This is a genomic window from Phyllobacterium sp. K27, from assembly GCF_054796155.1.
The window spans coordinates 1,803,911-1,821,950 of sequence record NZ_CM139240.1; the positions used below are offsets into that span (position 1 = coordinate 1,803,911).

An 18,040-nucleotide genomic window follows, 5' to 3' on the forward strand; every position below is an offset into this window, starting at 1 on the left:
CAATAGTTGGATTTTCCTTTTTGGCGAGCAGTTTTGCGCGCGGTTTTATGCGGCTTGATGCGATTAAGCCGCCGCTGTGTTGTTTACGCACTTGAAATAGCTGGGTTGCGCTGCAATCAATTACGTCAAATCATTTGGGGGTATAATGAGCGAAAGCATATTTGACCGGATTACGGCGTTCCTGGGTACGAAAAGCGCGGTGCAGAAGGTGGCGGATGATCCAGTGCTCACAGCCGAGCTTCTGCTGCTTTTGCATATCGCGTTGGCGGATGGAAAAACTGAAAAGGCCGAGTATGCTGCGATCATGCGTATAGCATCGACCGATTTTGGTATTTCCCCTGATGAGTTCGGAGAAGTTGCTGAATATCTCAAAGATTTTGGCTATGAGACGACAAGCAGCCAAGCGGCGCTTGCCTTTGCCGATGTTCCTTTTGAACGTAAGGTGCAACTGCTGCGCCATCTTTTGACAATCGCAAATGCGGATAATGAGCTTGATCCCAAGGAAGCCAATCTTATCCGCAAGACAGCGGAAACGTTGGGCGTGACTCCGGAAGAGTTGCATAAGCCTCATTGATGGAATCCTATGCCCTTGGCCTTGGCTGCGAGCGTGGTTGTGATCCAGCGGAGTTGCTTGCTTTAGCAGAGCAGGTGATAAGCGCGGTCCTCAAAGACATTTCGCAACTGGTTGGCGTGTTCACTATCGATCAGCGTATAAATGAGCCGGCGATTGTCGATGTGGCGACTCGCCTTGGAGTTCCTTTGTACGCGTTTGATGCTGCCAGGTTAGAGGTGGAGACACCGCGCTTGCTCAATCCGTCAGCGCAGGTTTTCGCGCTTGTCGGTTGTCATGGTGTCGCGGAATCTGCTGCTCTTGCCGGTGCTGGGGCCAAAGCACAACTCATTGTTGGCAAGACAAAATCAGCTCACGCCACTGCAGCGCTTGCAGTCTACAACCAAAAGCCATAGCGAATTACCATGATTGTTCATTTTATCGGTGCGGGCCCCGGTGCCCCTGACCTTATCACAGTGCGGGGATTGAAGCTGATTCAATCCTGCCCGGTTTGCCTTTACGCTGGCTCGCTCGTTCCGCCGGAAATGGTTGAGGAGGTGCCAAAAGACGCGCGCGTGGTGGATACGTCTTCGCTTAATCTCGATGAAATTATTGCAGAGTTTGAGCTGGCCCATGCACAGGGCAAGGACGTGGCGCGCGTGCATTCAGGCGACCCGTCGATTTATGGAGCGGTTGCTGAACAAATGCGACGCCTGGATGCGCTTGGCATTGAGTATGATGTAACGCCCGGCGTGCCTGCCTTTGCTGCCGCCGCTGCTGCGCTTAAAAAGGAACTTACGGTTCCGGAAGTGTGTCAGACCATCATTCTAACGCGTACTTCAATGAAATCGTCTGCCATGCCGGAAGGCGAGGAGCTTGCGACCTTAGGCAAATCCGGTGCCACCATGGTCATCCATTTGTCGATCCGTAATTTGAAACGTATTGAGGAGGAGCTTTCGCCGCTTTATGGCGCTGATTGTCCAGTTATTATCGCCTATCGTGTGGGGTGGCCGGACGAACAGTTTCTTCATGGAACGATTGCGGATATCGCACAAAAGGTTGCTGATTCTGGATTGATGCGTTCCGCGATGATCTTCGTTGGACGGGGGTTATCGGCGGACGGTTTTAGAGATTCAGCGCTTTATCATAAGAACCACAGTCACACCTTGCGCTCTGGTTCAAAGTGACTTCAACGTTTCTCCTACAAAACCGACGACGCTTTCAACATCGGGCAATGTATGGACATCAGGGCGTCGTGGCCGCTCAATCATAATGACAGGAATACCCAGATCACGCGCTGCCGTGATCTTGGCGTAGGAAGCCTTTCCGCCCGAATTGCGGCAGACGATGTGACTGATTCGCTTGGCAATCAGGAAGCTGCTCTCGTCTTCAACGGTCCTGGGTTTGGACAACTCTAGCTCAAAGTCAACAAGATCAGGCGGTGTTTCCGGCGGATCGATCATGCGAACCACGAAGTGTACGTTGTTCCGCTTGGAGAATGCTGCGATATGTTGTTTGCCAAGAGCCAGCAGTACCCGTGCTTTTGATGGAATGGCCTCTGCCGCCTGCGCCAGCGTATCGACGGAAGTCCATTTATCGCCAGGTTTTTTAGACCATGCAGGGCGCTCAAGTCTTACAAAAGCGGTCGGGCTTCCGGCAGAGACCGCGAGAATAGCGTTATCCGATATTTGCGTGGCAAAAGGGTGGGTTGCATCAATCAACAGTTTCACGTTTTCAGACTTGAGATAATCGGCCAACCCCTGTGGCCCGCCAAAGCCACCAACGCGGACTTCCCCCTCGATTTTTGCAGGAGCAAGGGTCCGGCCAGCCAGCGATGAAATGACGCGAAGATGAGGAGCTTGCAAACGCGAAGCGAGTTTAACTGCCTCTGCCGTTCCTCCCAGAATGAGGACTGTTGTTTCAGACACGGGCGAGTACCGCCCCTTTGCGATCGGTCACGATCACCTCTACTTCCACGGGAGCGCCCTTCAGAGTATCTATCGCGGTCTTTTTCGCTTTCATGGCAACTGCGCGTGCGATGTCGACCCCAAGTGTTTGAGATATTTCAAGCACTTCCATGGCCGTGTTAGCATTGAGAATCCGGTTTTTATCGGCAGGATCGAGCCCGAGTTTTTCTGCTTCATCCGCCAGAAAGGTCATATTGACTTGACTGCGACCCGAATGAAGATCCAGAGCACCTTGCGCAAGCTTGGTCAATTTCGCAAACCCGCCAGCGATGGTGAGCTTATCAATTGGGTGAACCCGGAGATACTTCAGTAGCCCACCAGCGAAATCGCCCATATCAAGCAGAGCAATCTCCGGTAAATCGTATATGGCCTGCGCAGCATCCTCGGACGTAGAGCCCGTTGCCGCAAGGACGTGTTTTAGCCCTGCGGCGCGAGAAACATCAATGCCTCGATGGATGGAATGTATCCACGCAGCACAAGAAAACGGGTGCACAATTCCCGTTGTCCCCAAAATGGAAATGCCGCCGACAATGCCGAGGCGAGGATTCCATGTCTGCTTGGCCAGTTCTTCGCCCTCTGGAACCGAGATTACGATCAGCAAGTCGGTTGGCAAATCATATTCTGCGCATATTTCTTCGCATATCTTTGTCATCATCTCGCGGGGAACCGGATTTATAGCGGCTTGCCCGGGAGGAATGGGGAGACCGGGTAGCGTAACGGTGCCAACCCCTTCGCCAGCGGCAAACTGTATGCCGCTTCCCGGCGGCGCCGGGAAGACCGTAGAGATTATAGTTGCTCCATGTGTTACATCAGGGTCGTCTCCGGCATCTTTAACAATGCCAGCCATCGCATAACCTTCACCAATCGATTCTATGGCGAGCAGGAAGTGCGGCACTTCGCCTTTCGGCAAGATGATAGCCACCGGATCAGGAAATTCGCCTGTGATCAGAGCGAGCAATGCTGCTTTCGTTGCCGCAGTTGCGCATGCGCCGGTTGTCCAGCCTCGGCGCAAAGGCGGTCCGCTGGTTGCTTGTGGTTTGCGCAAAGTTGTCTCAGGCTCGTTGTTCATTTCAACCTTATAGACCAGCTTGCGCAATCGTTGCATGATTTTTCCGACAGGTGCATCTTGCAGATGGAAAAATTGTGCTATGCGCAGATGAGCGAGGTTTAGCGATGCGCGCAAAGCGAAAAGAGATGCCGAAATTTGAGGTTGGCCATGTCTGGCTTGTTGGAGCCGGACCTGGAGACCCAGGACTTTTGACGTTGCATGCCGTCAATGCGCTGGAACAGGCTGATATCATTGTCTATGACGCGCTCGTCAACGAAGAGTGCCTCTCATTCGCTCACCCGTCCGCTGTTTTGGAATATGCCGGCAAGCGTGGTGGCAAACCTTCACCGCAGCAACGTGATATCTCTCTTCGGCTTGTTGAACTTGCACGTGCGGGCAATCGGGTACTGCGTCTCAAGGGCGGTGATCCATTTGTATTCGGCAGGGGCGGCGAAGAAGCACTAACTCTTGTCGAACATGATGTGCCATTTCGGATTGTTCCCGGCATCACGGCTGGTATTGGCGGGTTGGCCTATGCCGGTATCCCGGTTACCCATCGCGAGACCAATCAGAGCGTAACCTTTTTGACAGGACACGATGCGACTGGACTTGTTCCGGATTCGATGGACTGGAAAAGCATTGCGCAAGGCTCTGCTGTTATCGTCATGTACATGGCGATGAAACATATTGGTCTTATAGCTTCCCGCTTGATGGAGGCGGGGCGCCCATCTGACGAACCTGTCGCCTTCGTCTGCAACGCCAGTACCGCTCATCAGCAGGTTCTGGAAACAACACTGGAGAAAGCAGAATCTGATGTGGAGGCGGCCAATCTCAAGCCACCAGCCATAGTGGTCGTCGGGCAGGTCGTTCGACTGCGCGGCGCTTTGGATTGGCTGGGCGCACTCGAAGGTCGCGTTCTGACAAATGATCCGCTCGGTACGCGGCAGGAAAAGGACGCCGGATGACAGGGGTGCTGATCGCCGCGCCATCATCGGGTAGCGGTAAGACAACGGTTACGCTTGGCCTTCTGCGCGCATTGCGCAATTTAGGTGTTGCTATTGCTCCTGCAAAAGCAGGGCCGGACTATATTGATCCTGCATACCATGCGGTTGCTGGTGGCGCTCCTTGTGTCAATCTTGACCCTTGGGCTATGCGGCCAGATCTCATCAGTGCGTTAGCCTCCCGGCATACAGAAGGCGGCAAGACATTGATCGTTGAAGGCATGATGGGACTATTTGACGGCGCTGCGGACGGCAGGGGCTCTGCTGCTGATCTGGCCAGTCATTTGTCTTTGCCGATCATTCTGGTTGTCGATTGTGCCCGCCAATCGCACTCAATTGCCGCACTTGTCTGCGGGTTTCGTGATTTCCGGCGAAATGTCATGATTGCCGGGCTTATTCTTAATCGAGTAGGCAGCGCGCGTCATGAAATGATGCTGCGCTCGGCATTGCAGCCGGTCGGAATTCCGATACTGGGATCACTCCCAAAAAGCGAACAATTGCAACTTCCGGAAAGGCATCTGGGCCTCATCCAGGCGGGCGAGCATCGCGATCTCGACAGTTTCGTTGAAAATGCTGGTTTAGTGATCACTGAAAGGGTTGATGTTCGAGGTATTCTCGACATTGCGGGGCGATATGGCTCATTGGAGGCGATGGCCAATATCAAGCGTGTTCCCCCATTGGGGCAGAGAATAGCAGTGGCACGGGACAATGCTTTTGCGTTTTCCTATGTGCATCTGCTGGATGGCTGGCGCAGACGCGGCGCCGAGATCAGCTTCTTCTCACCGCTTGCCGATGAAGTCCCTGTTGCAAATTGTGATGCGATCTATTTGCCTGGTGGTTATCCTGAGCTTTATGCAGAAAAGCTGGCAGCAGCCGCTCGTTTCACTGAGGGAATGAAGCAGGCAGCGGCAAAAAACGTTTCAATCTATGGTGAGTGCGGAGGCTATATGGTGCTGGGCGAGAGCATCGACGATGCTGTAGGGGTTTCCCACAGGATGCTCGGGCTTCTGCCCGTCGAAACGAGCTTTGCCAAGCGAAAAATGCATCTTGGCTATCGTCGACTGACACCCCTCAAGGGCGCGCCTTTCCACACATCTTTGACAGGACACGAGTTTCACTACGCGAGCATCGTGCGTGAAGGAAATGCTGATCGCTTGTTTCGCGTCAATGATGCTTTGGGCAATGATTTGGCAGATGCTGGTTTACGCGTGGGATCTGTCAGTGGCTCCTATATGCATGTGATTGATTTGGTTGGATGATGCAGATTGAACATGGTGGCGCTCTTGATGGCGCTGTAGCGCGGTTTGGCGGTACGTCGTCAGATTGGATCGATCTTTCGACTGGCATCAATCCGGAAATGTTTCCTTTGCCTGAAATCGCACCGCAAATCTGGAATCGATTGCCGGATCAGATGCTGCTGACCACAGCGATTGACACAGCGCGGCGCTATTATGGCGCCACTGGTGAGGCAAGCGTGGTTGCTGCACCCGGTACTCAGGCTCTGATTCAGATATTGCCGGAGTTGACGCCAATCGGTGAGGTGGCAATTCTTGGCCCTACATATCAGGAGCACGAACGAGCGTTCAAAGAGGCCGGGTGGCGTGTTTCATATTGTGTCGGGATTGACGAGGTTCCTCGCTCGGCAAAAGTTGCAGTGATCGTCAATCCGAACAATCCCGACGGGCGAATCATACCAGCAAAAACCCTGATTGAACTTGCCAAAGAAATGGATAGCAGAGGCGGGCATCTTATTGTTGATGAAGCCTTCGCTGACCCGCATCCAGAGTGTAGTGTTGCCTCACAGGCAGGTATGAATGGGTTGGTGGTTCTCAAATCATTTGGCAAATTCTTCGGTCTTGGCGGTTTGCGCCTCGGCTTTGCTTTGACCACCCACGCTGGCGCGGAGCGATTAAAGTTGAGACTTGGACCATGGGCCGTGTCTGGACCAGCGCTTGCCATCGCAACGCATGCGTTTTCTGATGCAAAGCTCTTGGGGGAGTACACTTCAAGATTGAAAATTCGCCGCAAATTGCTCGCAGATGTTCTAGCAGAGGTTCAACTAACCGAGATTGGTGGAACAATGCTGTTTTCTCTGGTGAAATTCGATCATGCGCATCGGCTTCATGCCGCATTGTGCGATCGCCATGTGCTGACGCGGAAATTTGCCTATGCATCGCGGTGGTTGCGATTTGGACTACCGTTGGACGAATCTGCCGCGAGCCGGTTGCATAAGCGTCTTGTCCTGGCGCTAGGTGCGGTCCAAAACTCATTTTCTGATTCAACAGGATAGAATCCGTAATGGAAATCAACCTCTTGATCCTGTTTCTTGCTCTTCTGGCAGATCGCTATTTTGGCGATCCTGAATGGCTGTGGAAAAAAATACCGCATCCGGTTGTCATGTTTGGAAGCGCCATCTCATATGCAGATAAACGCTTCAATCGGCCCGACAACTCCGACCAGCAGCGGCGCCGCGACGGTTTTCTGGCTGTACTTGCCCTGCTGTTGCTGTCGGCAGCTATCGGTTTCTTTGTCCATCTTGCTCTACGAACCATCCCGCCGTTTGGCGGGCTTATCGAAGCCATTATAGTGGCAGTTTTCCTGGCTCAGAAGAGTCTCGGCGATCATGTTGAGCGTGTTGCGATAGCGCTGCGCGAAGAAGGGCTTACAGGCGCGCGGCGCGCTGTCTCAATGATCGTTGGTCGTGACCCCGACATTCTCGATGAGCCTGCAATCGGCCGTGCCGCCATAGAAAGCCTTGCGGAAAACACCTCCGATGGAATCATTGCACCGGCGTTCTGGTACGCTTTGTTGGGTCTTCCGGGCCTGTTCGCATATAAAATGCTGAACACGGCAGACTCCATGATCGGGCACTTGAATGATCGCCATCGCGATTTTGGCCGTTTTGCTGCAAAGCTTGACGATGTTGCTAATTGGATACCGGCACGCTTAACAGGCTTATTGATCGCCTGTGCAGCTTGGGCCGTGTACGGTTACCGCGCTGCCAAACAGTCTTTTGATGTTATGATGCGGGATGCCCGTTTGCATAGATCGCCAAATGCTGGCTGGCCTGAAGCGGCAATGGCCGGGGCAATTGATGTGGCGCTGGCGGGCCCGCGCATTTATGGCGGTATTATCGCAAACGAACCGATGTTGAATGGTGCAGGACGGCGCAATGCGGGGCTGGAGAATATCGAGGATGCGCTGCATGTGTTCCGAGTCACAACGGCGATCTTTGCGATAGTAGTTCTGATTCTCTTCGTTGTGGGACTGCTTTTCTAACGCAGATAGCGCAATTTTGGATCAAGAAGGTCTCTGAGGCCATCACCAAGCAAATTGAGCCCGAGCACTGTGAGCATGATGGCGAGTCCCGGAAACAGCGCCATATGAGGCGCCAAGCCGATCATCGTCTGTGCCTCGAATAACATGCGACCCCAACTTGGCATCGGCGGTTGAGCGCCAAGCCCGACATAGGAAAGTCCCGCTTCGGCAAGAATGCCGAGCGAAAACTGGATCGTGCCTTGTATGATCAGGACATTGGCCAAGTTCGGCATAATATGATCGACAGTGATGCGGCCTTCGCTTTTGCCGATAGCACGAGCAGCAAGGACAAACTCCCGAACCCAAAGCGCTAGAGCGGCGCCTCGTGCGACGCGCGCGAATACCGGAATGTTAAAGATGCCGATGGCAATGATTGCGTTAATTGCTCCAGGACCAAAAATAGCGGTAATCATGACGGCTGACAGGAGTGCAGGGAAGGCGAAAATGAGATCATTGAAGCGCATAAGCATCTCATCGACGATACCTCCACGGGCTGCTGCCCAAAGTCCCAGCGGGATACCGATACCAGCGCCAATGGCAACAGAAACAAATGCGACAAAAATCGAAGCGCGGCTGCCCACCATGATCATCGACAGGATATCGCGGCCAAAATGATCGGTGCCCAGCCAGTGCGCCATTGATGGTGGTTTCAATTTCGCTACTATATCAAGTGCGGAGACGCTGTAAGGTGTCCATATGAAGGACAGGCCAGCCATCAATGCCACGACAATCGTAATGATTGCGCCGATCAGAAATGACCTGTTGGCGAATAGGCTTTTGAATTCTGTCTGGCGGCTCACGAGCGGCTCCACAAACGCGGGTCGACAATGGCATAGGAAAGATCAACGAGGACATTCACTGCGATAACGGTGGCCACGAGTATTATGACGACGCCCTCTACGACGATCAGGTCGCGTTGGGTGATTGCTTGAAATACCAGACGTCCAAGCCCCGGCAGATAGAATACGTTCTCGACGATAATCGTTCCGGCCAGAAGGAAGGAGAATTGCATGCCAATAATAGTTAAAACCGGTATCAGTGCGTTACGCAAAGCGTGATGATAAAGCACTTTACGGCGCGATAATCCTTTGGCGCGGGCAGTGCGAATGTAATCTTCGCCGAGCACGTCCAGCAAAGCAGAGCGACATACCCGTGCAAGTATTGCTGCTTGGGGCAGGGCCAGGGCGACGGACGGCAGGATCAGCGATTTGATGCTTGGCCATAAACCATTTTCCCAACCCGCAAATCCACCTGCCGGCAAAAGCCGCAATACAACAGCGAATATGTAGACAAGGAGAAGCGCGAACCAAAAATTTGGAATTGCCACACCGATTTGTGCTGCGCCCATTGTAGCAGTATCGGCTAGGCTTCCCCGCCTTGAAGCTGAAAATAGTCCGACCGGAATAGCAATCATGGTGGAGAGAAAGAGTGAAATCAGCGCAAGAGGCAAGGACACCGCAACTCGCTCTTTGATAAGATCAAGCACAGGAACCGAGTAGGTATAGGACTTGCCGAAATCTCCGGTCAGCAGACCGCCAATCCAACTGAAATATCGTGAGATTAGCGGTTGATTGAAACCCATCTGCTCTTGCAAGGCTCGAACAGCATCTTCGGTAGCATTCATACCAAGCATCAGGCGAGCGGGATCGCCCGGAACAACTTCAAGGACGGCGAATACAACGATTGATGCCGCGAGCAACGTAATGATGCCAATGAGAACGCGCTTTGACGCGTAGCTCAGCATGTGATTCCCATGCTCAAGACGCGTATCATTTTAGTCGGCCCATTTCACTGCGGTGAGATCATTGGCCTGTATCGGTCCGTTCTCCCAAAGGCCTTTGATCTTTGCGTCCCATATACCGGTTTTGGGCAACTGGAACAGAAATGCAGCAGGCTCATCTGTAGCAAGAAGTTTCTGCGCCTGCTGATAAAGCTCGCTGCGTTTCGGTCCATCGGAAGTCGTTTCAATCTGCTTGATCAAGTCTTTGAACGGGGTGCTGTCATAATTGAAATAGTAGTCATCACGCGCAAAAATGTTCAAATCGTTTGGCTCTGTGTGCGAAACGATCGTCATGTCATAATCTTTATTCTTGAACACCTGGTCGAGCCATTGTGCCCATTCGACGGGGATAATCTCGGCTTCTATCCCAATCTCACGCAGTTGAGCGGCGATGATTTCGCCGCCACGCCGCGCATAGGTGGGTGGTGGCAATTTGAGTGTTGTCTTGAAGCCATCAGGATGACCAGCTTCAGTCAAAAGCTTCTTGGCAAGTTCGGGATCATAGGCCGTTTCTTCCGTCAAATCTAAGTAAGCCGGATGATGGGGTGGAAAGAATGAACCAATCGGTGTTCCAAATCCAAACATGGTTCCATCAATAACCGTCTTGCGGTCAATGGCATGCGCAATTGCCTGACGCACTTTGACATTATCGAAGGGCGGCTTCTTGTTGTTCATGCCCATGACGGTTTCGCCTTCGGTCGAGCCGATCACGACCTTGAAGCGTGGATCTGCCTGAAACTGAGCAATGGTTTCATAGCTGGGAAAAACCGGAAATGCCTGTACGTCACCTGCCAAAAGAGCCGCTGTGGCTGCGGCCGGATCAGGAATAATACGGAACGTTGCTTTTTCGAGCGTTGCAGGCTTTCCCCAATAATCCGGATTCTTGGCAATGACGATCTGCGATCCTTTTGCCCAGTTTTCCAGTTTAAATGGGCCGGTGCCTGTGGGCTTATCCTTATTGGCATCGGCACTTTCCGGTGCAACAATAACCGCATCGCCCCAGGCCATATTGTAGAGGAAATCACCGCTCGGTTGTTTCAAAGTCACTTTGACAGTCAACGGATCAACGCTTTCGACGGTATCTATCGCAGCAAAGAGACCCTTTTGGGCATTGGTTGACGTGTCGCTTCGCGCTCTGTCGAGTGAAAATTTTACATCCTCTGCATCAAACGACGTGCCGTCATGGAATTTGACGCCCTTATGCAGCTTGAAAGTGTATATCTTGCCGTCTTCTGAACTGGTCCAGCTTTCGGCCAGAGCAGGGAGAACATCGCCCTTCGAACCGATGCGGGTCAGGCCCTCGAATATATTGGCATAGACAATTTCATCAATTGCCGCCGCTGCTCCGGCTGTCGGGTCGAGATGCGGCGGCTCCAATACAATCCCAAGTATGAGATCTGTCTTCGCCGCAAATGAAGCAGTCGCAGGGGCGAGGGCGATTGCCGTGCCGAACAAAAATGTTTTCCAGATATTCATTCGGCGTCTCCCGTTAAATTGAACCGGACAAAAGCACTTTTAGGCCAAGAGCCATTACTTTGGTTGACTCGGTCATATCGTCAATCCCAACATACTCATCCGGCCGATGAGCGAGATCGAGAATACCCGGACCATAGGCAATGCAATCGTGCAAAAGTCCAATGCGCGCAATGTGCTTCTGATCGTATGTACCGGGCGATATGACATATTCCGGTTCTTTGCCGAAAACAGAGCGAATTCCCTGTGCGACCGCGGTCACAACAGGCGCATCACGCTCCGTCATGAGCGGCTGGACTTCCATGATATCGCGTATTTTATAGTGAAACTTTGGCCGCTCCCATTTCAGGCGGTCGAGGATCGATGTGACCTCGCGTTTGACCTCGGCAATATCTTCTTCGAGCAGGAAGCGCCGATCTATCGTTAGTCGGCATGAATCTGGAACATTGGGCGAGGGCAGCCCCGAAAAATCATCCGTCTGTCCGCCATGAACCGAGTTGATATTCATCGTCGATCGCCGCGCACCCTCGGGCACGACCGGCATCCGGGTTTCTTTCCGGTCGAGGGCGGGGAAAAGCTCTTTTTCAAATGCATCCAAAACCGCGCCCATATGCCTGACTGCGCAATCACCAAGAAATGGCATCGAGCCATGCGCGATCTCGCCCTTGGTTTCGATCTCTGCCCACCAGACACCACGATGGCCAAGGCAGATACGATCCTTGTTGAGCGGTTCGGGAATGATCACGTGATCAACGCGAGGTTTGGAAAAAAAGCCCTTGCTGGCAAGATAGGCGACGCCGCCAAAACCACCCGATTCTTCATCCACAGTGCCTGAAATCTCTATGGCACCAGAAAAATCAGGGTAGACTTCAAGAAAAGCTTCAGCGGCGATGATGGATGCGGCAAGCCCTCCCTTCATATCGCATGCGCCACGGCCATAGACTTTGCCGTCCTTGATGACGCCTTCGAATGGATCGACGGTCCAGCCTTCCCCAGTGTCTACGACATCAATATGCGAATTGAAATGCACAGTCTGGCCACGCGTGCGACCATCGAAGCGTGCAACGACATTTGTCCGGGGGTATCGGTCCGTATCGCCAGGGGTTCCTTCAGCGCGAATCAATTGCGTTTCAAAACCGCTCTTCTGCAATCGTTGCGCAATGTACTCTGCGCAGGGCGCGTAGGCTTCGCCGGGTGGATTAATCGTCGGAAAGCGTATCAACTCTTGCGTGAGTGCGATCAGGTCGTCACGTCGTTCATCAATCGCGCGGGAAAGCTTTTCGTCCATTCACCTATCAAATCAGGCGGCATCCCGATTTGGCAAGAGGCAAGTTTCGCAATGATGGCAAAATGCCGCTTTCCGGGTGAGATGTCGTTTGAGTGTTTGGTAGATTGGAATTGTTCTTATAAAACAGCAAGAGAAGCTGACAATGACCGGGGCACCAAGACATGAATTCCGAACCACGCCTTGCCTTGTCGGAGCCGGTTGGTGACGAGATTGCCAAGACCACTTGCTATATGTGCGCTTGCCGCTGCGGCATTGATGTCCATCTGAAGGATGGAAAAGTCCGCTACATAGAGGGCAATCGTGATCACCCGATTAACAAAGGCGTGCTCTGCGCCAAGGGTTCAGCCGGAATCATGCAGCACTATTCGCCTGCGCGATTGCGGGCGCCCTTGTTGCGCACCGGCCCGCGTGGGTCGGGCGAATTCAAGGAAATCAGTTGGGAAGAAGCGCTTTCGCTGGCGGTTGATTGGCTGCAACCCATTCGCGATACGGCGCCGCGGAAGCTCGCTTTCTTTACGGGACGGGATCAAAGCCAGGCGCTGACGAGTTTTTGGGCGCAAAATTTCGGAACGTCCAATTATGCGGCCCATGGCGGGTTCTGTTCAGTCAACATGGCAGCCCCCGGCATTTACACGATTGGAGGCGCATTTTGGGAGTTCGGTGCGCCCGATTGGGACAAGACAAAACTGTTCATCCTTTTCGGCGTTGCTGAAGATCACGACTCCAACCCTATCAAAATTGGCATTTCCAAACTAAAGAAGCGAGGTGCGCGCTTTGTATCGGTCAATCCAGTTCGGACTGGATATTCGTCCATTGCCGATAATTGGATTGGCATCAGGCCGGGTACAGACGGCCTGCTTGTCCTCAGCATTATTCACGAACTTTTCCGAACAGGCAGGATCGATCTTGATTACCTCGGCCGATATACAAATGCCCCTTGGCTGGTAATCGACAATCCGGGTCATGAGGACCATGGGCTGTTTTTGCGCGATGATCTTGGAAAAGCGCTGGTAAGAGATCGAAAAACCGGCGCTGTTGTTCGTTTTGATGAGCCGGGTCACATTGCCGATCTTAACGCCGAATTCACAACAGAGGACGGGATCAAAGTACGCAGCGTTTTGCGACTAATGGCAGAGAAATATCTTGATCCGAAATACGCTCCAGAAGCGATTGCCGCCGAAACCGGAGTTTCGGCCGTAACGATCAGCGGACTTGCAGCCGAAATTGCCCGTGTCGCTTTTGAGGAAGAAATTATCGTCGAACAGCCTTGGGTAGACATGAAGGGCGAGCAGCACGAGGTCATGATCGGCCGACCGGTCAGCTTTCACGCTATGCGGGGCATTTCTGCCCACTCCAACGGGTTTCAGTCGGCCCGTGCATTACATGTGTTGCAGACGATCATTGGTTCAATCGATTGTCCAGGCGGCTATAGATATAAGCCGCCCTATCCAAAACCTGCTACGGCACACCCTCGGCCTCATGGCCGTGCTGAACATGTGACGCCCGGCAAACCTCTGGCTGGCCCCCATCTCGGCTATCCATTGGGACCCGAGGATTTGCTTGTTGATGCTGAAGGCAGGCCGCAGCGGATTGATAAGGCGTTCTCGTGGGAAGCACCACTTTCGGCCCATGGCATGATGCACATGGTAATCGCCAATGCGCATGCGGGCGATCCTTATCCCATTGATGTGCTGTTTCTGTATATGGCGAACATGGCATGGAATTCGTCAATGAATACGCGTGGCACGATTAAGATGCTGGAGGAGCGCGACGAGACAACTGGTGAATATAAGATCCCAAAAATCATTTACTCCGATGCCTATTCATCGGAAATGGTTGCTTATGCCGATCTCGTTTTGCCAGACACGACCTATCTCGAACGGCATGATTGTATCTCACTTCTGGACAGGCCGATTTCTGAGCCCGGAGCAGTATGCGATGCAATTCGTTGGCCTGTTATCCAGCCTGACCGCGACGTGCGCGGTTTTCAGTCCGTATTGATAGATCTTGGTGCTCGATTGAAGCTGCCGGGTTTTGTGGATGAGCAGGGTGAGGCGCTCTACAAAGATTATGCCGATTACATCGTCAATCACCAGCGCAAGCCAGGTATTGGTCCATTGTCAGGTTGGCGCGGCGAACAGGCCGACAGCGAGGGTAGGGGGGCGCCAAACAAAGATCAGGTTCAGAACTACATTGACAATGGAGCTTTCTGGACCAAACATATCCCGCAGGAAGCCCTGTATTTCAAACATCACAATGCGGCCTATCAGCAATTTGCAATCGATATGGGTTTCTTCGATGCACCGCAGCCGGTGACAATTCAGCTTTATGTGGAGACCTTGCAGAAGTTCCGGCTTTCCGCTGAAGGTGTCCGAAAACCGTTTGCACCGCCGCAATACAGGCAGCGCTTGCTGGACTGTTTCGACCCCTTGCCAGACTGGTATCGTCCTTTTGAAGAGCAGGGTGTGAATACGAGCGAGTTTCCCTACCATGCCATTACCCAGCGTCCCATGGCGATGTACCATTCATGGGGGTCGCAAAACGCCTGGCTGCGCCAGATACACACCAAGAATCCGCTCTATGTGCCGGGTGCCATCTGTGATGAGGTCGGGTTGAGTGATGGAGATTGGGCTTGGATCATCTCCCACCATGGCCGGATAAAATGTGAAATTGCCCGCACCGGCGCGGTTAACGACAAAACAATGTGGACATGGAACGCGATTGGCAAACGTGGCGGCGCATGGTCGCTTGAGCCAAATTCGCCCGAAGCCACCAAGGGGTTCTTGTTGAATCATCTTATTCATGAATTATTGCCCCCAAAATCCGATGGCATGCGTTGGTCTAACTCTGATCCAATTACCGGACAGGCGGCTTGGTATGATCTGAGGGTGCGAATAGAAAAAGCCGAAATTGGCGAAGGGGTCAGTGAGCCGCATTTCAAAGCCATAAAACGTCCTGGCAGCCAAAAGCAGCCGCAGGGTGAAGTGCGCTATGGGCAGGAGTGGGCGAAATGACTAGTCTGCCGCAAAACCGTACCCCAAAAAAGCTTGGTTTGGTCATCGATCTCGATGTTTGTGTTGGCTGTCATGCATGCGTTATCAGTTGCAAAGAATGGAACACAGGTGGCTACGGTAGTGCCTTATCTGACCAGCATGCTTACGGCGCTGATGTATCTGGCACATTTCTCAATCGAATCCATAGTTTTGAAGTTGTTCCGGAAGGCGGTGAGATCATTGGCGAGGCAGGCGAAGCCCGTATTGTGCACTTTCCGAAGTCCTGCCTGCACTGCGAAGATGCACCTTGCGTGACGGTGTGCCCAACCGGAGCATCATACAAACGGGCAGAAGACGGCATAGTACTGGTCGATGAGGATAAGTGCATCGGCTGCGGTCTTTGCGCCTGGTCATGCGCTTATGGTGCCCGGGAAATGGATCTGGCGGCGGGTGTGATGAAAAAATGCACGCTCTGCGTTGACCGGGTGTATAATAAGACTTTGAAGCAAGAAGATCGTATCCCTTCCTGTGTAAGAACCTGTCCCGTCAATGCGCGGCACTTCGGTGATCTCGGTGATCCTCTTTCAGAGGTTTCGCTCATGGTCGCTGAGCGGGGCGGTTTTGATCTGATGCCGGAACAGGATACGCGACCGACCAACAAGTATTTGCCACCGCGTCCTCGCACTTCCCTAAGCAACGCTGCACCGATCATCCCGCTTGCAGAAAATACCGAGGGCGCACGTGGCTTCTTTGCATGGCTCGACAAAACCTTGGATAGAATCTGATGCATCCGGCGTTTTCGATGATTATTTTCACCGCTTTGTCGGGGCTAGGTTATGGCCTTGCTGTCGTGCTCGGACTTGGTTTTTTCGATCCCGTATTAGTGTCGACCAAACTTGCGTATCTGGCCTCGCTCGCTCTCATTGGAACGGGCTTGATCGCGTCGCTTTTTCACTTGGGTAATCCGCAACGCGCTTGGCGGGCCTTGAGCCAATGGCGCTCCAGCTGGTTGTCGCGTGAAGGCGTCATGGCAATCGCCACATTCGTCCCCCTGACATTCAGCGCTGGTCTGGCAATTTTTACTAACAGGCACGACATGATTTTGGGTTTGATCAATGTGTTCGGTTCGGTATTGACGGTCTATTGCACGTCGATGATTTATGGATCACTCAAATCTGTGGATGCTTGGCATACAAGGCTGACACCGATCTGTTTTATATTGTTCTCACTGGCAGGTGGCTTTCTCCTGGCAAGTGCCTTCTCTAATGTGCTTGTCATCGAATTGTTGGCGGTATTGTTACTGCTCATGGCACTCGTTGCCAAAATGATTTGGCGCAATCGCAGCGCAACGCTTGTACCGCTTTCGACACCGGAAAGTGCAACCGGGCTTGGCTTTATTGGTAAAGTACGCCTGTTTGAAAGGCCGCACTCACTCGACAATTACTTAACACGTGAGATGGGCTTTCGCATTGCTCGCAAACACGCAGCTAAGCTGCGGGTCATTTCGTTGTTGAGCGGAGTGGTGTTGCCGATTGTGGCCTTACTATCGGCTATGGCACTGGGAACCGGCTTGCTGGCACAAATTATATTGGGCATTGCTGGCGCCAGCCATATCCTTGGGATTTTTGTCGAACGCTGGCTGTTCTTTGCGGAGGCAAAACACGCGGTGATGAATTACTATTGAACGCTATTTGTTCCAGCGTTTGTGGAACCACATCCACTGGCCGGGATATTCACGAACCCAGCTTTCTACCTTGTCGTTCAGCGCCTGCGCTGTAGCGGCAAGGTCAATGGTACCTTTCTCATCACGCGGCAGTTCCATCTTCTCTTCCAACTCCAAACGGAAGCGCCCACCAGGCAGACGGATGCAACGTGCGGGATAAACATCACACTCATATTGACGCGCAAGTTTTGCCAATAGCGGATTGGTTTTGCAGGGACGATCAAAGAAAGTCGTTGGGATGCCGCGATGGAATTTCTGGTCGACCAACATGCCGACATTGCCATCAGCATTCAAAACACTGGCAAGTGACCACGCCGCGCCCGCTTTTGACGGAACCAGATGACCCATATTCGTGCGGCGGGCACCCAGAATTTTCCTCGCAACATAAGGATTATTGGGCGGGCGAAACAGAGCGGTCACGTTCAGTTCGAATGTTGCAGCGCAGATCGGGAGCAATTCAAAATTACCCGTATGACCTGTGAAGAAAATATGAGGCCGGTCTTTTTCATCGCGAATGCGCTCAAAGATTTCGCGGCCTTGCACTTCTATCAATCCCGGCTTGTCGCTATGCGGATCGTAATCGAAGATCGCATCAAGGAAGACATATTCTGCGGTCAACCGCGCCATGTTTCCCCACATGTCGCGTGCGATCAGCTGCAACTCTTCTTCCGACTTCTCCGGATAGGCTTTGCGCAGATTGGTCATTGCGACCCGATGGCGGCCCATTAACGGGCCGATTTTGCGGGCGGATGCATCAATGAAATCCATCGCTGCCTTGGCGGGCAACTGACGCAAAAGCCAAAGTATGCCGAAGATAATATTCGCCGACAGCCAGTAGTTGACCGATTTCAACTTCTGGCTCCAGCGATACAGAGCTAGCTTTCTATCAAGTTTCATAC

General features: G+C 52.7%; 17 protein-coding genes. 10 read left to right on the forward strand and 7 right to left on the reverse strand.

All coding sequences use genetic code 11. The features are described from left to right. Window positions 1-145 precede the first annotated feature (145 nt). Genes ACYJL1_RS08725 through cobM form a run of 3 tightly spaced genes read left to right on the forward strand, consistent with a single transcriptional unit; the run spans window position 146 to window position 1,737 of the window. Window positions 146-574: a tellurite resistance TerB family protein gene (locus ACYJL1_RS08725; protein WP_460895049.1), complete on the forward strand. Its 429-nt coding sequence runs from the start codon at window positions 146-148 to the stop codon at window positions 572-574. Then, window positions 574-966, forward strand: a complete 393-nt coding sequence (locus ACYJL1_RS08730; RefSeq protein ID WP_460895050.1) for a cobalamin biosynthesis protein — start codon at window positions 574-576, stop codon at window positions 964-966. The genes ACYJL1_RS08725 and ACYJL1_RS08730 overlap by 1 nt, the downstream gene beginning before the upstream one ends. 9 nt (window positions 967-975) lie before the next feature. Beyond that, a complete protein-coding gene (cobM, locus tag ACYJL1_RS08735; protein ID WP_460895051.1) occupies window positions 976-1,737 on the forward strand; it encodes a precorrin-4 C(11)-methyltransferase in 762 nt (253 codons plus the stop codon). On the opposite strand, the gene ACYJL1_RS08740 is transcribed toward cobM, so the two are convergent. Further along, complete coding sequence (locus ACYJL1_RS08740) at window positions 1,729-2,478, reverse strand: cobalt-precorrin-6A reductase (RefSeq protein ID WP_460895052.1); 750 nt, start codon at window positions 2,476-2,478, stop codon at window positions 1,729-1,731. The two genes, cobM and ACYJL1_RS08740, sit on opposite strands and share 9 nt — an antisense overlap. Next, window positions 2,471-3,586, reverse strand: coding sequence for a cobalt-precorrin-5B (C(1))-methyltransferase (locus tag ACYJL1_RS08745; protein ID WP_460897979.1), 1,116 nt, complete (start codon window positions 3,584-3,586; stop codon window positions 2,471-2,473). Before ACYJL1_RS08745 ends, ACYJL1_RS08740 begins: the two co-directional genes overlap by 8 nt. A 104-nt stretch (window positions 3,587-3,690) precedes the next feature. Between ACYJL1_RS08745 and cobA the strand changes: the two genes are divergently transcribed. The 4 genes from cobA to cbiB are packed head-to-tail and all read left to right on the forward strand — an operon-like array spanning window position 3,691 to window position 7,845. Further along, the gene (gene cobA / locus ACYJL1_RS08750; protein WP_460895053.1) at window positions 3,691-4,530 is read left to right on the forward strand and encodes a uroporphyrinogen-III C-methyltransferase; all 840 of its coding nucleotides are present in this window, start codon (window positions 3,691-3,693) and stop codon (window positions 4,528-4,530) included. Further along, window positions 4,527-5,825 (forward strand): cobyrinate a,c-diamide synthase, encoded by a 1,299-nt coding sequence (locus tag ACYJL1_RS08755; protein ID WP_460895054.1) that lies wholly within the window; start codon window positions 4,527-4,529, stop codon window positions 5,823-5,825. The genes cobA and ACYJL1_RS08755 overlap by 4 nt, the downstream gene beginning before the upstream one ends. Further along, window positions 5,825-6,856, forward strand: coding sequence for a threonine-phosphate decarboxylase CobD (gene cobD, locus ACYJL1_RS08760; protein WP_460897980.1), 1,032 nt, complete (start codon window positions 5,825-5,827; stop codon window positions 6,854-6,856). Before ACYJL1_RS08755 ends, cobD begins: the two co-directional genes overlap by 1 nt. Before the next feature lie 8 nt (window positions 6,857-6,864). After that, window positions 6,865-7,845: an adenosylcobinamide-phosphate synthase CbiB gene (gene cbiB / locus ACYJL1_RS08765; protein WP_460895055.1), complete on the forward strand. Its 981-nt coding sequence runs from the start codon at window positions 6,865-6,867 to the stop codon at window positions 7,843-7,845. Here cbiB and ACYJL1_RS08770 read toward each other — a convergent pair. From ACYJL1_RS08770 to ACYJL1_RS08785, 4 genes are read right to left on the reverse strand one after another with little or no spacing between them, the layout of a single operon-like run. After that, the gene (locus ACYJL1_RS08770) at window positions 7,842-8,684 is read right to left on the reverse strand and encodes an ABC transporter permease (protein ID WP_460895056.1); all 843 of its coding nucleotides are present in this window, start codon (window positions 8,682-8,684) and stop codon (window positions 7,842-7,844) included. The genes cbiB and ACYJL1_RS08770 overlap by 4 nt on opposite strands. After that, window positions 8,681-9,628, reverse strand: a complete 948-nt coding sequence (locus tag ACYJL1_RS08775) for an ABC transporter permease (RefSeq protein WP_460895057.1) — start codon at window positions 9,626-9,628, stop codon at window positions 8,681-8,683. The genes ACYJL1_RS08770 and ACYJL1_RS08775 overlap by 4 nt, the downstream gene beginning before the upstream one ends. Window positions 9,629-9,658: 30 nt before the next feature. Next, entirely contained in the window at window positions 9,659-11,140 is a 1,482-nt protein-coding gene (locus ACYJL1_RS08780; protein WP_460895058.1) for an ABC transporter substrate-binding protein, read from the reverse strand. A gap of 13 nt (window positions 11,141-11,153) precedes the next feature. After that, the gene (locus ACYJL1_RS08785) at window positions 11,154-12,425 is read right to left on the reverse strand and encodes an acetylornithine deacetylase/succinyl-diaminopimelate desuccinylase family protein (RefSeq protein WP_460895059.1); all 1,272 of its coding nucleotides are present in this window, start codon (window positions 12,423-12,425) and stop codon (window positions 11,154-11,156) included. A 161-nt stretch (window positions 12,426-12,586) separates the two neighbouring features. On the opposite strand from ACYJL1_RS08785, the gene ACYJL1_RS08790 reads away from it, so the two are divergent. Genes ACYJL1_RS08790 through ACYJL1_RS08800 form a run of 3 tightly spaced genes read left to right on the forward strand, consistent with a single transcriptional unit; the run spans window position 12,587 to window position 17,102 of the window. Then, window positions 12,587-15,439 (forward strand): molybdopterin oxidoreductase family protein, encoded by a 2,853-nt coding sequence (locus ACYJL1_RS08790; protein WP_460895060.1) that lies wholly within the window; start codon window positions 12,587-12,589, stop codon window positions 15,437-15,439. After that, window positions 15,436-16,203, forward strand: a complete 768-nt coding sequence (locus tag ACYJL1_RS08795; protein WP_460895061.1) for a 4Fe-4S dicluster domain-containing protein — start codon at window positions 15,436-15,438, stop codon at window positions 16,201-16,203. The genes ACYJL1_RS08790 and ACYJL1_RS08795 overlap by 4 nt, the downstream gene beginning before the upstream one ends. 17 nt (window positions 16,204-16,220) lie before the next feature. Then, window positions 16,221-17,102 carry a dimethyl sulfoxide reductase anchor subunit family protein gene (locus tag ACYJL1_RS08800; protein ID WP_460895062.1) on the forward strand — a complete coding sequence of 294 codons (882 nt, stop codon included), beginning with the start codon at window positions 16,221-16,223 and terminating at the stop codon, window positions 17,100-17,102. Window positions 17,103-17,105: 3 nt separating this feature from the next. Here the strand turns inward: ACYJL1_RS08800 and ACYJL1_RS08805 are convergent, their stop codons facing one another. Further along, entirely contained in the window at window positions 17,106-18,038 is a 933-nt protein-coding gene (locus ACYJL1_RS08805) for a lipid A biosynthesis lauroyl acyltransferase (protein WP_460895063.1), read from the reverse strand. Between the last annotated feature and the right edge of the window lie 2 nt (window positions 18,039-18,040).

What these genes read in the sequence shown, in the direction of transcription:
- ACYJL1_RS08775 (WP_460895057.1), bottom strand. Translation starts at nt 9,628, where the DNA reads ATGCTGAGCTACGCGTCAAAGCGCGTTCTCATTGGCATCATTACGTTG.
- ACYJL1_RS08790 (WP_460895060.1), top strand. Translation starts at nt 12,587, where the DNA reads ATGAATTCCGAACCACGCCTTGCCTTGTCGGAGCCGGTTGGTGACGAG.
- cobD (WP_460897980.1), top strand. Translation starts at nt 5,825, where the DNA reads ATGCAGATTGAACATGGTGGCGCTCTTGATGGCGCTGTAGCGCGGTTT.
- ACYJL1_RS08795 (WP_460895061.1), top strand. Translation starts at nt 15,436, where the DNA reads ATGACTAGTCTGCCGCAAAACCGTACCCCAAAAAAGCTTGGTTTGGTC.
- ACYJL1_RS08780 (WP_460895058.1), bottom strand. Translation starts at nt 11,140, where the DNA reads ATGAATATCTGGAAAACATTTTTGTTCGGCACGGCAATCGCCCTCGCC.
- ACYJL1_RS08800 (WP_460895062.1), top strand. Translation starts at nt 16,221, where the DNA reads ATGATTATTTTCACCGCTTTGTCGGGGCTAGGTTATGGCCTTGCTGTC.
- ACYJL1_RS08730 (WP_460895050.1), top strand. Translation starts at nt 574, where the DNA reads ATGGAATCCTATGCCCTTGGCCTTGGCTGCGAGCGTGGTTGTGATCCA.
- cobM (WP_460895051.1), top strand. Translation starts at nt 976, where the DNA reads ATGATTGTTCATTTTATCGGTGCGGGCCCCGGTGCCCCTGACCTTATC.
- cbiB (WP_460895055.1), top strand. Translation starts at nt 6,865, where the DNA reads ATGGAAATCAACCTCTTGATCCTGTTTCTTGCTCTTCTGGCAGATCGC.
- cobA (WP_460895053.1), top strand. Translation starts at nt 3,691, where the DNA reads ATGCGCGCAAAGCGAAAAGAGATGCCGAAATTTGAGGTTGGCCATGTC.
- ACYJL1_RS08755 (WP_460895054.1), top strand. Translation starts at nt 4,527, where the DNA reads ATGACAGGGGTGCTGATCGCCGCGCCATCATCGGGTAGCGGTAAGACA.
- ACYJL1_RS08785 (WP_460895059.1), bottom strand. Translation starts at nt 12,425, where the DNA reads ATGGACGAAAAGCTTTCCCGCGCGATTGATGAACGACGTGACGACCTG.
- ACYJL1_RS08725 (WP_460895049.1), top strand. Translation starts at nt 146, where the DNA reads ATGAGCGAAAGCATATTTGACCGGATTACGGCGTTCCTGGGTACGAAA.
- ACYJL1_RS08805 (WP_460895063.1), bottom strand. Translation starts at nt 18,038, where the DNA reads ATGAAACTTGATAGAAAGCTAGCTCTGTATCGCTGGAGCCAGAAGTTG.
- ACYJL1_RS08745 (WP_460897979.1), bottom strand. Translation starts at nt 3,586, where the DNA reads ATGAACAACGAGCCTGAGACAACTTTGCGCAAACCACAAGCAACCAGC.